A 15,046-nucleotide genomic window follows, 5' to 3' on the forward strand; every position below is an offset into this window, starting at 1 on the left:
CAGTGTGATTACCTATCAAAGTAAAGCCAACAAGAGTAGATTATTTTTCAATGCACTTACAACAACTTACATCTCGAATTTTACCCGCCTTATTACTTATCTTACTGGCAAGTTGTAGTACTAAACAAGCCCCTGACTCAACAACACTAGATTTACCTGCCACTGAAATTGAAGAAGTGGCAGAGGGCTCAGGTACATTATCGGCAGAGCAACATATTGAACTGGCTAAAACATTAGATGTGAATGGCGCGGTAGCTGAATTACTTATTGCTACTAAGCTATTTTACCAGCAAAACAATTACGCTAAAGCGTTATGGTTAGCGGATAATATATTACCGCTAATTGATGATAACGGGATGGACAACATTGAGGAAAAAATTCAGTTAACACTGATTAAAGCAAGTAGTTTACAGCAGCTTGGTTACGTCGATGAAAGTTACCTGCAACTGCGTGAACTTGAACAATATGCCAGTAATAACTCCATCACCTTAACCACCACTTATTATCAATTGTTAAGTACGGCTTTAAAACAAAAACAACAACCCGTACCGGCCTTAACCGCGCAGCTGTTTGCTTATTCTTTTATCTCATCGTCTGCACAAGACCCTCAAAAGATTAACAGCATTTGGGATGATTTTCAGCGTCTATCGCAATGGCAACTAAACTTACTTGCTTTAGATAAGGCTCCCGAACTTAAAGGCTGGTTAACACTAACAACGGTCGCGAATAAGTTTGGTGGTAATAAAGAACAAATGCGTTATCACTTAGGTATGTGGCAGAAAAAATTTAAACATCACTCGGCAAGCATTATTGCCAAAAGACTTGCGTCTCAAGAGTTAACCCCAAAAACGATTGAAAATGTTGCGGTAATTTTACCATTAACGGGTAACCAAGGTGCTGCTGGGCAAGCAATTCAGCAAGGTATTTTAGCTAGTTTTGCTCAAGACAAAGCAAAAACCTTGCACTTTTTTGACAGTAGTAAGGTTAATTGGTATGGCTTAACCAATGAACTATTAACATTAAAGATTGATTATGTTATTGGACCCTTACTTAAATCTAATGTTGATAAATATATCAATCACACTAATACACAAACTCATGCACAGAACGACTATTTATTGAAAACAAATACTAATTTATTTGACACGAATACGGCGCAAAGTGATGATAATACAAACACTCACTATAAAACCACTAATTACCTTAGCGCCATTGACAGTGAGTCAGCAATAAAGAGCTATTTACAATCACCTGCACAGGACAAAACTATTGAAACCTTGTTGTTAAATATACCGACAACAACGGCGTTAACTAATAAGTATACCGTGCTCTCTATGCGCCCAGAAGATGAGGCAAAACAAGCGGCTGAAACATTAAGTCGTCAAGACTTTCAACACCCGGTGGTGTTAAGCCAAAAAAATAGTGTTAGCAAACGCATAGCCCAAGCGTTTGCCACACAGTGGCAACACATTACCGGTAACGAAATCGACATTGTTTATTACGATACCGGCGCACAAATGCAGTCAAATATAAAAGCGACGTTAGCGGTGGATAAAAGTAAAGTTAGGATTAGCAAACTTAACAGTCGACTTAATCAAAATATCATCGCACAAACACGAAACCGCCGTGATATAGACATGTTCTACCTTGTTGGTACCTCTGAAGAAACCCGCTTAGTAAAGCCCTATATTGCCGTAAACATTAGTCCGTTTGCTGATGTTATTCCTATTTTTGCTAGTTCTCGTAGCCATAGTACCCAAAGTGACTATAGTAGTAATAGTGATTTACAAGGGTTAACCTTTACTGAAATCCCTTGGTTATTAGCTGATGCACAAAACACTGAATTAGCAACCACTAGCCAAGCATTATGGCCAAAACGTAGTGATGGCTTATCACGTTTATTTGCTATGGGGTATGACAGTTATCAACTCATTAATAAAATACCGTTAATGCAACAAGCACCTTATCTTCAACATTGGGGGCAAACAGGTATACTGAAGTTAGATGATAATAATGTGCTTACGCGTAGCTTATTATGGGGTGTTTACAAAAATAATAAGGTCGTTACTATTGCGATGGAATAAAAAAAACCTTACTAATAACACAACAAGTACTGATAAAGGGCAAGTAAGCGAACAATATGCCCAACAATATTTAGTAGATCAGGGACTCGTTCTTATTGAAAAAAACTTCCACTCTCGCCAAGGGGAAGTAGACCTCATTATGCTCGATGGTGATACCTATGTGTTTATTGAAGTAAAATACCGTAAAAATTTAATGTTTGGCGGTGCCATTGCCGCCATTCCCCTGAGTAAACAAAAAAGAATAAGACATAGCATCTCCTTTTATCTGCACCAGACAGGGTTAAATGAATATAATACACCTTGTCGTATTGATGTTGTGGCACTAGTAGGCGATATTAATCAACCCCAAGTCACTTGGCTTAAAAATGCCTTTTAGCCAATTAAATTTATTTCAACATATATAAATGCGGAGCCCGCTTTCCATGCTAGAACAGATCAAAAACAATTTCACCGAAAGCATACAAACGCAAATTGCTGCCAGTGATTTATTAGCGCCTTCAATTGAGCATGCCGGTATGATGATGGTGCAATGCTTACTCAGTGGTAATAAGATTATTGCCTGTGGTAATGGCGGCTCTGCAGGACACTCGCAACACTTTTGTGCACAACTACTTAACAAGTATGAAACAGAGCGCCCAAGCTTACCTGCTATATCACTGAGTAGTGATATTTCTACGATTACCTCTATTGCTAATGACTACCAATATGATGAAGTATTTTCAAAGCAAATAAGAGCGTTGGGACACAATGGCGATGTTTTATTAGCTATATCAACCAGTGGTAACTCACGTAATGTCATTAAAGCGGTTGAGAGTGCAGTATCTCGTGACATGCCTATTATTGCCTTAACGGGGTTCGATGGTGGTGATATCTCTGGTCTATTAGGGGTAAACGACGTTGAAATACGGGTACCGTCGGCAAGAACCTCAAGAATACAAGAAGTGCATTTAGTGGTACTGCACAGCTTATGTGAAATTATTGATAGCACACTATTCCCTCAAGGTGAGTCATAAATGTTGAGTTTGAAACAAAAACCTACTGTACTCATGACAAGCAAGACCCTTAGGATAATCGGCATTTTAATGCTTATTACCACGCTACAAAGTTGTGCTGTCGCTACCGTAGTGGCAATTACGGCAGGCGCAACTATGGTTGCTGATAGGCGTACTTTTAGTAAACAAATTGATGATCAAAGTATTGAGCTTCGTGCACACAATGAAATAAATAAACAAAAGGCATTGTCTAAAAACACTAATTTACATGTGGTAAGTATGAACGGTATTGTCTTGGTCGTTGGTCAAGCGCCTACCAGTTACTTGAGAGAACTCGCTATAAAAACTATTCAAGAGGTACCTGATATTATTACTATACATAATCAAGTACGTATTAGCTCTACCACAGCGATTACCACGCGCAGTAATGATCTGTGGTTAACCTCTAAAGTAAAGTCAGCCTTACTTAACAATGGTGACGTCAATGCTCAAGATATTAAAGTAGTGACTGAAAATGCTGAGGTATTTTTATTAGGCTTGGTGACACAAAAAGAAGCAGATATTGTTGTGGAAATTACCCGTAACATTAGTGGTGTTAGCCGTGTTTATAAAGCCTTTGAGTATATTTAAGGAAATTAATACAACGGCTCAGTGGTTTAACTATTCTGTGATTTAAAAAATAAAACGCTAGATATCACTGATACCTAGCGTTTTTATTTAAACAAAGCATGACTTATTGAAAAAATAAAACTACTTTATAATTTTCAAGCTTGCTGTGCTTTTTGCTTTCGGTTTGTTTGACTTTTCAGTTTCACTCCCCGTTGACGCGACACTACTTAAGGTAGATTTAGGCTTTTCAGCTGGGCTATCCACTATTTCATGAGCTTCCTCTGGAGGATGTTCAATAGGTAATGAAGTCCCAGCACCATTTTCTTTAGCGTATATTGCACCTATCGCACCATACGGTACGGTAATATGCTCTAATTTACCGCCAAAACGAGCACTAAACTCTATGGCACTATCACCTAAAGCAATACTGCCAATAGCTGAACTAGCAATATTTAGTACAATTTGCCCATCAGCAACATAGCTCATCGGCACTAACACACCGTAAACATTAACATCTACCATAATGTATGGTGTTAGGTCATTGTCTGAAATCCACTCATAAAACGCTTTAACTAAATAAGGCTTATTTGAGCTCATTGAGCTAGCTGTTGCATCATTCATTAGGCAGGATGACCAAAACGTAATTCACGCTCTTCTTCGGTTAATGACGCTTGAAAAGATTCACGCTCAAACAAACGTAACATATACGTTTTAAGCTCTTTTGAACCTTGACCAACTAATTCAATACCAAAGACTGGTAAACGCCATAATAGCGGTGCCAAATAACAATCAACTAAACTGTACTCTTCACTCATAAAGTAAGGCGCTTCATTTAGAATTGGCGCTATACTTAATAAGCTTTCTGTTAACTCTTGACGTGCTTTCGCTGCTTTATCAGCACTACCAGTCATAATGACTTTTGTTAGGCTGTACCAATCTTGTTCCATACGATGCATCAATAAACGACTACGTCCACGAGCCACTGGGTATACTGGCATCAATGGAGGATGAGGAAAACGTTCATCTAAATATTCAACAATGATTTTAGCTTCATAGAGTGCTAATTCACGATCAATTAACGTCGGTACTGTACCATATGGATTCAAGTCCAATAGGTCTTCAGGCAAGTTAGCTAAATCAACTAAGTTGATGTCAACACCAACACCTTTTTCTGCTAGAACAATGCGCGTCTGATGACTATACATATCATCAGCGTGAGAAAACAACGTCATCACAGAGCGTTTATTTGCTGCTACGGCCATAGAGCCTCCTAAAATTGATTACTTTAATCACTAATACCATTTTGGTACGACAAAGGGGGATTGGATAGTTTACTATCAAATCCCCCTAAAATTTATTGCGTTAATAACTTAGTGTACGTCTTTCCAATACTCTTTCTTAAGGAAGTAAGCAATAATAAAAAAGATGAATAAGAAGGCTAATACCCAATAACCAAGAGCTTTACGTTCAAGTTTATTTGGCTCACCAACATATTCTAAGAAGTTAGTTAAGTCACGTACGACGACATCATACTCTTCAGACGTTAAACTACCTCCCATTGCTGGCGATAACTTACCGTGCTCATCTTTGGTACTTACCCCTTGTAAGCCTTGTAATACATGCGGCATACCAACATCTTTAAATACTGTGTTATTGACGCCAAATGGACGTGACTCATCAATATAAAAAGAACGTAAGTAAGTGTAAATCCAATCTGGACTACGTAAACGCGCTTCTAATGTTAAATCAGGTGGTGCGCTACCAAACCATGCCGCAGCTTCTTTGGCAGGCATACTATTTAAAATATGATCACCTGTTTTTTCACCAGTATACATATAATTAGCAACGCCATCAGCCTCATCAATACCTAAATCAGTAAAGGTACGGTTGTAACGTTGGTACTGTAATTGATGACAACCTAAACAATAGTTTATATAGGTTTTAAAGCCTTTTTTCAGAGACTCTTTATCAGATAAATCATTGTTGGCTTTATCTAACTCAATACTTGGCCCTGCAGCAACAGCGTTGAACGACAACAAAGTCGTTGCACTGCACAGTATGCCGAAAGTAACGGCTATAATTAATTTTTTCATTAGTCTGCAATCCTCTCTGGAACTGGTTTAGTATTTTCGTTTTTGCTATAGAACCACAAAGCAATAAAGAAACCAAAATAACCAAAACTAGCAATAACACCAATTAAATTAGCTGTTGGTGTTGCAGGCATAGTACCTAAAGCGCCAAGCACAACAAAACAAATAGCAAATTGAATTAAGTTAACTAAGTGTAATTTAGAACGGTAACGAACAGACTTAACTGTACCACGATCAAACCATGGTAAGGCGAATAACATAACGATAGCGCCAAACATAGCAACCGCACCTAATAATTTATCAGGAACGACACGTAGAATAGTGTAGAAAGGACCGAAGTACCATACTGGTGCAATATGCTCTGGCGTTTTCAAACCGTTCGCTGGAGTAAAGTTTGGCGCTTCCATAAAGTAGCCACCGCCCTCTGGTGCAAAGAACATTACCCAACAGAATAAGAATAAGAAAAACGCAACGCCCATAATATCTTTAACAGAGTAGTATGGATGGAAAGGTACTGCATCAACAATATCGTATTTGCCACTGTATTGTTTATGGAAAGTAAATTTACTTAACTCTTCCGGTTTAACACTACCTTTAGGTTTTTTAATGTCAATACCTTCAGGGTTGTTAGAGCCTACTTCATGTAAAGCAAGAATATGTAAGAATACTAAAACAACTAATACCAACGGCATCGCAATAACGTGTAAAGCAAAGAAGCGGTTTAAAGTAGCACCTGATATAACGTAATCACCACGTATCCACAGCGTTAAATCGTCACCAATAATAGGTACTGCGCCAAACAAGGAAATAATTACCTGTGCGCCCCAATATGACATATTACCCCAAGGTAATAAGTACCCCATGAACGCTTCAGCCATTAATACTAAGAAGATCAACATACCGAAGATCCACAGTAATTCACGTGGCTTTTGGTAAGAACCATACATTAAGCCGCGCATCATGTGCATATAAACGACAACGAAAAAGGCAGAGGCGCCTGTAGAATGCATATAACGTAATAACCAACCATAGTCGACATCACGCATAATATATTCTACAGAAGCAAAAGCTCCTGCACCTGATGGCTCATAGTTCATGGTTAACCAAATACCTGTAAGGATTTGATTAACAAGTACTAACATGGCTAAAGAGCCAAAAAAGTACCAAAAGTTAAAGTTTTTTGGTGCAGGATACTGAGCTAAATGCTTATTCCAAGCATCGGTAACTGGTAAACGCTTATCTACCCAGCCCATAAAATTAGTCGCTAATTTCATCAACATTATGCGTCTCCTTGAGCAACACCAATAAGCAATGTGCCATCATTGGTAAAAGAATGATCAGGAACCACTAAGTTCAATGGTGCAGGAACGCCTTGGAATACACGGCCAGCCATATCAAATTTACTACCATGACATGGACAGAAGAAGCCATTTGGAACACCTTCAACAAACTGGTCAAAATCGCCGCCGTGATGAGTTGGAGCACAACCTAAGTGAGTACAAACGCCTAAAGCAACTAAAAACTCAGGTTTAATTGAGCGATATGCATTAGTTGCATAAACAGGTTGTTGAGCTTTTTCAGAATTAGGATCACGTAACTGGTCATCGTGTTTAGCTAAATCATTAACTGTTTTTTCCGTTCTGCGTACGACATAAACGGGTTTACCACGCCATTCTGCACGGATTAATTGACCAGGCTGTATTTTACCTATATTAACTTCAACTGGAGCACCCGCAGCTTTCGCGCGAGCACTTGGATTCCAGGAAGCAATAAAAGGCACAGCAGCCCCAACCACACCAACACCACCAACAACTGCAGTAGCAGCCGTTAGGAAGCGTCTGCGGCCGTTATTCACAGGCACATTGCTCATTTATACTCTCCAACTAAGACACTAATAAAAACAATTATTTTTATGACCATCAAAGCTATAAATATATAGCAAGCAGCTAGGCACAGTGTTTGTTTTTATTAGCTCAAATTCATACCAAGCGGTATATCGAAAAAAATTTTTACGATCATAAAGAAATAGCGTGTTTTTTACAAGATAAAAAGGGACTTAGACCCTGTAAAAATAGAAATACTTTGAAATACCTTGAAATAAAATAAATAAAGCTTATGAGGACCCAGTTAATAAGAATTATTAACAAAAAACCAGCTTATCAAGCTAGTTACAATAAACCGACACCAGAGCATTTTTTTATAAAGTAAATGCTAAGATTGTCTGAATGCAAACAAAGCTGTCAAGTTGTGAGCTCCTTAACTTAGCAACCTTTTGCTATAAAAATCACCTAAATGACAGGAGTAAACAACACTGACAATGCCGTATAAATTCGGAATATAACACCTGAGTAGCCGCACTAAATCTAATAAATTTTAGGCATAAAAAAACCGACACAAGGTCGGTTTTTTATAAAGTAAATTCTACCTAGTCTGAATTTAGACAAAGCCGTCAAGTTGTGAGCTCCTGAACTTAGGTATACTAAGTGACTGGAGCGAGCAACGCAGACAATGCCGTATAAATTCGGAATATAACGAATTTTAGCGTTTTGAGAATTGTGGTTTCTTACGTGCTTTATGTAAGCCCACTTTCTTACGCTCAACTTTACGCGCATCACGAGTAACGAATCCAGCTTTACGTAGTTCACCACGTAATGTTTCATCGAAAACCATTAATGCACGAGTAATGCCGTGACGAATCGCGCCAGCTTGACCAGAAATACCACCACCTACTACAGAGATGTTAAAGTCAAACTTTTCAGTCATTGAAACTAATTCTAATGGTTGACGAACAACCATACGAGCTGTTTCACGACCAAAGTATTCAGAAATGTCACGTTTGTTAATTGTGATTGCACCGTTACCAGCTTTCATAAACACACGAGCTGTAGAGCTCTTGCGACGACCAGTACCGTAATATTGATTATCAGCCATTGCTTAAAGCTCCAAAAGTTGTGGTTGTTGTGCTGTATGTGCATGCTCAGCGCCTGCATATACTTTTAATTTGCGGAACATTTCACGACCTAAAGGACCTTTAGGTAACATGCCTTTCACTGCAAATTCAAGAACGCGTGTAGGGGCTTTTTCAATTAACTGTTCAAAGCTAATTTGCTTAAGTCCACCAGGGAATTCAGTATGCGAGTAGTAAATTTTACCTTTCGCTTTGTTACCTGTTACACGTACTTTTTCAGCGTTAATAACAACGATATAATCGCCAGTATCTACGTGAGGTGTATATTCTGCTTTATGCTTACCGCGTAAACGGCTTGCAATTTCAGTAGCGATACGACCTAAAGTTTTATCTTCGGCGTCCACTAAGAACCATTCGCGTTGAACGCTTGCTGGTTTTGCTACAAAAGTTTTCATTAAAAAACCCAATTTTAAATATGTTACTTAAATGACAAGATAAAAATAATTTTTTACTTGTCGGTTAAATGGACTACGCCATTGCCCCTTCGAGCATCGAGCCCAGCGCCACTACTTTGTAGGAAGCTTATTACTAGCGTAGGAACTAAAAAACTTAACTCTATCTAACTAAAGATATCACTAAGCTATTAATGGCATTCTTAATCTAATAATAAAAGAGCCCCCTCAAAACAATAGGCATTTGTAACGTAGGGAGCGCGGATTATACAGAAAGTATAAAAAGAAATCACGCTTATTATTTAATAAAGCGTAAATAAAAAATAAAGATAAAATCAGTGTTTTTAATAACGAGGACATTAATAAATGCTAGTCGATGTAAAGAACCTTAAATACTATTATCTATTAACAACTATTGTAGGTCTGCGCTGCAGTCGTCAAAGCAGAAAAGCAAAAAATAGCGGCAACTATACTTACTTAACGCAAAGCTAATAAAGCAAAGAAAAGTTAAGCTTTAGTTAATCGTAAACTAGACGCATAATCGTTCACTAACCAAGCAAAACAACAACAAAAATAATTATAAAAAAATCTCTACAAAATTTTACATTTCCACTATTTTAACGCACTATGAAGTTAGCCCCCGTAAAAAATGGAAATACATTATGAAAAATTTACAACAAATGAAAAAACGCGCACAAAAAGGTTTTACCCTGATTGAGTTAATGATCGTAGTAGCCATTATCGGTATTTTGGCCGCGGTAGCATTACCTGCTTATCAGACTTATACTAAAAAAGCAGAGTTTTCAGAAGCCGTTTTAGCCGCAACACCCTATAAGAGTGCATTTGAGGTAGCGGCACAATCAGGACGTTTAACTGCCCTGACTGATGCTAACGCTGGTACTAATGGTATCCCTGCTGCCGCAAGTGCGAATGGAAAGATAACTTCTGTAACGGTAGTAGATGGTGTCATTACAGTGCTAAGTACAATAACAGATTCTGCTGGTACTGCTGTTAACTTTACACTTACCCCTAATGGAGTTACTGCACCAATACAATGGACGAGAGGCGGTACTTGCATAGCAGAAGGTATTTGTTAGGATATTAACCAAACGAGTATTGATATACCTACTTGATATCCAAAGCTCCCTCGGGAGCTTTTTTATTAGCTAATAAACCATAAGTTAGCTCGTATACACTTAAGCTAACCGCTCACTATACCTACTCTAACAGCCCACTGCATCAACTTAGCTTATAAATCTCTTTGTGCTTTTATCGCATTATAAGTTACACTCAATAGATATCACTATATCAATATTTCCAAAAGGTTACCCTCCATTATGAAAGGCAGTCATCAGCAATCGAGCGTGTTAGCTGCACTATCTAAACAGGGGCTAATTTCTGCCGACGCGATAGCTGATATTTGTGCTGATTTTGTTGGTCAGAACATACCTTTTATTCGTTTTCTTATTGAAAAAAAAGAGATAGATAGTATAAGTATTGCCAAAGTACTGTCTAAAAGTTTTGGTTACCCTCAAATTGAATTATCTACCTTTGATACCAGTCTTATTCCTGATGGTATTCGCAACGAAAAGCTCATCACCAAACATAACGCGCTACCATTATATCTACGTGGCAAAGTACTGTTTGTTGCCATGTCTGACCCTACTAATTTAGACGCTTTAGAAGAAATTCAATTTAATACTGGCTACAGCGCTGAAGTAGTGTTGTGTGATGAAACCAGTTTACAAGCCTGTATAGAAAAAGTGTTAGAAGACGATAGCGATGCGCTTGATATAAGTGACATGGATGCCAATGAATTAGCGGGTATCGATGTTGAAGAGAATAAGAAAGAAGACGACAGTGATAATGGTGAAGATGACGCGCCGATTGTGGTTTTTATTAATAAAATATTACTCGATGCTATAAAGAAAGGTGCTTCTGATCTTCATTTTGAGCCTTATGAAAACTCATTTCGCATCCGCTTTCGAATTGATGGCATTTTATCTGAAATAGCTAGACCCCCAGTCAGTTTGGCATCAAGAATGGCGGCTCGTTTAAAAGTAATGTCAAGATTAGATATTGCCGAGCGTCGAGTACCACAAGATGGGCGCATAAAGTTAGCCTTGTCTAAGAAAAAATCTATCGATTTTCGTGTGAGTACTTTACCGACTATGTGGGGTGAAAAAGTAGTCATGCGAATTCTTGACTCTTCAAGCGCTATGCTGGGTATTGAAATGCTAGGTTATGAACCTGAGCAAAAGCAGATTTATACCGACGCCTTAGAAAAGCCTCAGGGAATGATTTTAGTAACGGGCCCCACAGGTTCAGGTAAAACGGTCTCTTTATATACCGGCCTTAATATTCTTAACACCCAAGAGCGTAATATCTCCACGGCAGAAGATCCCGTTGAAATTAATCTCGAAGGTATTAACCAAGTGCAGATTAACACCCGTGCAGGCTTAACTTTTCCTAGTGCATTGCGCTCTTTTTTACGTCAAGACCCTGATATTATTATGGTCGGTGAAATACGGGATTTAGAAACCGCTGAAATAGCCATTAAAGCCGCGCAGACTGGTCACTTAGTGTTATCAACATTGCATACTAATTCAGCGGCAGAAACGCTAACTCGCTTACTTAACATGGGCGTTCCTTCTTATAATGTCGCTAGTTCAATTTCTGTTATTATTGCCCAGCGCCTTGCTCGGCGACTGTGTAGTCAATGTAAAGAACCAGAAAAACTATCCCAGATACAGTTAGCCGAACAAGGTTTTCCTGCTGATAAGTTAGCCGATATTAAACTATTTAAACCCGTCGGCTGTAGCTACTGCACTGGCGGTTATAAAGGTCGTGTCGGTATTTATGAAGTCATTAAAATTAGCCCCGCTATTGCTGCTATTATTATGGAAGGAGGTAACTCCCTTGATATTGCAAAACAATGCCAAATTGAGGGGTATAACAACTTACGCCAGTCAGGATTAATTAAAGCGATGAACGGTTTAACAAGCTTAGCCGAAATTAACCGCGTAACAAGCACTTAAATATAAGAATAATGGATCGGGGTTAACGATGGCGATTACGACAAAAAATAAGTCCGCTAAAGCAAAGGTTAAAGTACAAGATATTTTTGTCTGGCAAGGAGTTAATCGAAAAGGTAAAAAAGTGAACGGTGAGCTGCCTGCTTTTAGTATCATAGAGCTTAAAAGCCAACTACGTAAGCAAGGCATAACCCCTAGTAGAGTAAAGAAAAAGCCCAAAGCTTTATTTGGTTTAGGTGGCGATAAACCGATAACGCCAGCTCATATTGCCAGTATTACTCGGCAAATAGCCACCATGTTAGGTGCTGGCGTACCTTTAGTACAAACCATTCAAATGATTGGCTCTGGTCATGATAACGGTAAAATGCGCAAACTGCTGGGTGATATTGCCACCAAACTTTCATCAGGTATTCCTTTATCTGACTGTTTACGTGATCATCCGCTGTATTTTGACGATCTTTATTGTGATTTAGTCGCCTCAGGCGAGCAATCAGGCGCTTTAGAAACCATTTATGGTCGTATTGCAACCTATAAAGAAAAAGCCGAAGCATTAAAAAGTAAAATAAAAAAAGCGTTAACCTATCCTATTGCCGTATTGGTTATTGCGTTTATTGTTACCTCTATTTTATTAATTTTTGTCGTGCCTGTTTTTCAAGAAATTTTTGCTGGCTTTGGTGCGGAATTACCGGCATTTACCTTAATGGTCATCGCTATCTCTGAGTTTATGCAGGCTTATTGGTATCTAGGCCTTGCCGGTATTTTTATTAGTAGTTACTTATTTAAACGTGCTCATAGAAATAGTCAAAAATTACGTGATAGTGTCGATAAAAACATTCTCAAGCTACCCGTTATTGGTGATTTACTAGAAAAAGCTGCTGTTGCTCGCTATGCTCGCACCTTATCAACGACTTTTGCTGCTGGTGTACCGCTTATTGATGCGTTAGGATCTGCTGCCGGTGCTTCTGGTAATGCGGTATTTCGCGATGCCATACTCGATGTAAGAGCAGAGGTATCCTCTGGTATGCAAATGAACTTAGCCATGAGAAACTGTAAAATATTTCCTGATATGGTGATTCAAATGGTTGCTATTGGGGAAGAGTCTGGCGCAGTTGACGATATGCTATCTAAAGTCGCTAATGTCTATGAACAGCAAGTAGATGATGCCGTTGACGGTTTGACGGCTTTGTTAGAGCCAATGATTATGGCCGTACTGGGCGTAGTCATTGGTGGTTTAATTATTGCTATGTATTTACCTATTTTTGAAATTGGTAAAATTGTTTAGCGACTATTACCTCATATTTATTCATGGAATCCACTTTGTTATACAATAATTTTTACGCTTTTATCGACAATTTACACCTGCTATTTAGCCAATTACCTTGGTTGTTTTATCTCATGGTTGGCTTACTCTCTTTAGTTATCGGTAGTTTTCTTAACGTGGTTATTTATCGTACGCCAAAAATGATGCAATACGCTTGGTATCATGACTGTCGTGAATATCTTGCTGATGAAGTAGTTGATGTTAAGGCAAAAGATCTGCCAAAAGTGACTTTATCAACACCCGCATCTACCTGCCCTCATTGCCAGCATAAAATTCGCTTTTATGAAAATATTCCGCTATTAAGTTGGTTAATGTTAAAAGGAAAATGTAGCCAATGCCGCAATAACATTTCCGCTCGTTATCCGTTAGTCGAACTGTCTACCTTAGTACTAAGTCTTATTATTGCGCAACATTTTGGCGTTAGCTTAACAACGTGCTGGGGGTTACTACTCACTTGGTCTTTAATCGCATTAACCATGATTGATTTTGATCATATGTTATTGCCCGACCAAATAACCCTGCCTTTGTTATGGTTAGGCTTGCTAATAAATATCAATGGTACTTTTGCTTCGTTAACCGATGCGGTGATTGGCGCAGCTATTGGCTACATGAGTTTATTTACTATTTTTTGGTTGTTTAAATTATTAACCGGTAAAGAAGGCATGGGTTTTGGTGATTTTAAATTATTTGCCGTATTTGGTGCTTGGCTTGGTTGGCAGTTATTACCACTACTTATTTTAATGGCCTCAGTAGTCGGCGCTATTGTCGGTATTGCCTTAATGTTATTTAAAAACCATCAACGAGAGCAAGGGATCCCCTTTGGTCCATATTTAGCGGTAGCCGGTTGGGTTGCGCTATTATGGGGTGATGTTATTTGGTCGTGGTACTTACAAAAATTTATAAGTTAATTGATATATTATGTCTACACTCATTATTGGACTTACCGGTGGCATCGGTAGCGGTAAAACAACCGTTACCGATTGTTTTAAACAATTAGGCATCGACATTATTGATGCTGATATTATCGCTAGAGAAGTCGTTGCCATTAATAGTCCCGCATTAAAAGCTATTGCTAAGCACTTTGGTGATGACTATATACTGGCCGATGGTCAGCTTAACAGAGTGTTATTACGCTCTCGAATATTTGCTCATGAAGCTGACAAACATTGGCTAAATAACCTTTTACATCCGTTAATACACGATGAACTTGCTCGTCAAACGGCTCAGGCGAGCAGTGCGTATTGTATATTAGTGGCGCCCTTACTTATTGAGAACAATCTTCTTGTTTTAGTCGATCGTGTTTTAGTTATTGATGTGAGTGAAGCCACGCAAATAGCAAGGACGATACAAAGAGATAATACTTCATTAGCGCAAGTAGAAGCCATTTTAGCCAGTCAAATAACACGAACTGAACGCTTAGCAGTCGCTGACGATATCATTAATAACGACAACATTAGCTTAGCCGCCGTTGAAGACTTGGTATTATTACTTGATAAAAAGTATTTAACCTTGACAAAAGTGGTTTAAAAACAAACAATAGGGGGATTCATTAATG

At 38.5% G+C, this 15,046-nt stretch carries 16 protein-coding genes; 9 read left to right on the top strand and 7 right to left on the bottom strand.

The window, feature by feature from the left end; genetic code table 11:
• The first annotated feature begins 50 nt into the window (after nt 1-50).
• From FCS21_RS01730 to FCS21_RS01745, 4 genes are read left to right on the top strand one after another with little or no spacing between them, the layout of a single operon-like run.
• Entirely contained in the window at nt 51-2,084 is a 2,034-nt protein-coding gene (locus tag FCS21_RS01730; RefSeq protein WP_138620252.1) for a penicillin-binding protein activator, read from the top strand.
• A complete protein-coding gene (locus FCS21_RS01735; protein WP_246046947.1) occupies nt 2,071-2,460 on the top strand; it encodes a YraN family protein in 390 nt (129 codons plus the stop codon). The genes FCS21_RS01730 and FCS21_RS01735 overlap by 14 nt, the downstream gene beginning before the upstream one ends.
• A gap of 46 nt (nt 2,461-2,506) precedes the next feature.
• Entirely contained in the window at nt 2,507-3,097 is a 591-nt protein-coding gene (locus FCS21_RS01740) for a phosphoheptose isomerase (protein WP_138620254.1), read from the top strand.
• A complete protein-coding gene (locus FCS21_RS01745) occupies nt 3,098-3,706 on the top strand; it encodes a BON domain-containing protein (protein ID WP_138620255.1) in 609 nt (202 codons plus the stop codon).
• Between the two features lie 120 nt (nt 3,707-3,826).
• Here the strand turns inward: FCS21_RS01745 and FCS21_RS01750 are convergent, their stop codons facing one another.
• From FCS21_RS01750 to rplM, 7 genes are all read right to left on the bottom strand, one after another.
• Nucleotides 3,827-4,306 (bottom strand): ClpXP protease specificity-enhancing factor, encoded by a 480-nt coding sequence (locus FCS21_RS01750; RefSeq protein ID WP_138620256.1) that lies wholly within the window; start codon nt 4,304-4,306, stop codon nt 3,827-3,829.
• Entirely contained in the window at nt 4,306-4,947 is a 642-nt protein-coding gene (gene sspA, locus FCS21_RS01755; RefSeq protein WP_138620257.1) for a stringent starvation protein SspA, read from the bottom strand. The genes FCS21_RS01750 and sspA overlap by 1 nt, the downstream gene beginning before the upstream one ends.
• Before the next feature lie 108 nt (nt 4,948-5,055).
• Nucleotides 5,056-5,778: a cytochrome c1 gene (locus FCS21_RS01760; protein ID WP_138620258.1), complete on the bottom strand. Its 723-nt coding sequence runs from the start codon at nt 5,776-5,778 to the stop codon at nt 5,056-5,058.
• Nucleotides 5,778-7,055: a cytochrome b gene (locus FCS21_RS01765; RefSeq protein WP_171035611.1), complete on the bottom strand. Its 1,278-nt coding sequence runs from the start codon at nt 7,053-7,055 to the stop codon at nt 5,778-5,780. Before FCS21_RS01765 ends, FCS21_RS01760 begins: the two co-directional genes overlap by 1 nt.
• On the bottom strand, nt 7,055-7,645 hold the full coding sequence (gene petA / locus FCS21_RS01770) for a ubiquinol-cytochrome c reductase iron-sulfur subunit (RefSeq protein ID WP_138620259.1): 591 nt from the start codon (nt 7,643-7,645) through the stop codon (nt 7,055-7,057). The genes FCS21_RS01765 and petA overlap by 1 nt, the downstream gene beginning before the upstream one ends.
• A gap of 668 nt (nt 7,646-8,313) precedes the next feature.
• Entirely contained in the window at nt 8,314-8,706 is a 393-nt protein-coding gene (gene rpsI, locus FCS21_RS16900; RefSeq protein WP_187695292.1) for a 30S ribosomal protein S9, read from the bottom strand.
• A gap of 3 nt (nt 8,707-8,709) precedes the next feature.
• The gene (gene rplM / locus FCS21_RS16905; protein WP_187695293.1) at nt 8,710-9,138 is read right to left on the bottom strand and encodes a 50S ribosomal protein L13; all 429 of its coding nucleotides are present in this window, start codon (nt 9,136-9,138) and stop codon (nt 8,710-8,712) included.
• A gap of 677 nt (nt 9,139-9,815) precedes the next feature.
• Here rplM and FCS21_RS01780 point away from each other — a divergent pair.
• The 5 genes from FCS21_RS01780 (at nt 9,816) to coaE (ending at nt 15,018) form a co-directional block, all read left to right on the top strand.
• A complete protein-coding gene (locus FCS21_RS01780; protein WP_138620513.1) occupies nt 9,816-10,232 on the top strand; it encodes a pilin in 417 nt (138 codons plus the stop codon).
• Nucleotides 10,233-10,472: 240 nt separating this feature from the next.
• On the top strand, nt 10,473-12,173 hold the full coding sequence (pilB, locus tag FCS21_RS01785; protein ID WP_138620260.1) for a type IV-A pilus assembly ATPase PilB: 1,701 nt from the start codon (nt 10,473-10,475) through the stop codon (nt 12,171-12,173).
• 28 nt (nt 12,174-12,201) lie between these two features.
• The gene (locus tag FCS21_RS01790) at nt 12,202-13,452 is read left to right on the top strand and encodes a type II secretion system F family protein (RefSeq protein WP_138620261.1); all 1,251 of its coding nucleotides are present in this window, start codon (nt 12,202-12,204) and stop codon (nt 13,450-13,452) included.
• A gap of 113 nt (nt 13,453-13,565) precedes the next feature.
• A complete protein-coding gene (locus tag FCS21_RS01795; protein WP_138620514.1) occupies nt 13,566-14,399 on the top strand; it encodes a prepilin peptidase in 834 nt (277 codons plus the stop codon).
• Between the two features lie 10 nt (nt 14,400-14,409).
• The gene (coaE, locus tag FCS21_RS01800) at nt 14,410-15,018 is read left to right on the top strand and encodes a dephospho-CoA kinase (protein ID WP_138620262.1); all 609 of its coding nucleotides are present in this window, start codon (nt 14,410-14,412) and stop codon (nt 15,016-15,018) included.
• The last annotated feature ends 28 nt before the right edge of the window (nt 15,019-15,046 follow it).

The organism is Colwellia ponticola (assembly GCF_005885605.1).
In the GTDB taxonomy this organism is placed as follows: Bacteria; Pseudomonadota; Gammaproteobacteria; order Enterobacterales; family Alteromonadaceae; genus Colwellia; species Colwellia ponticola.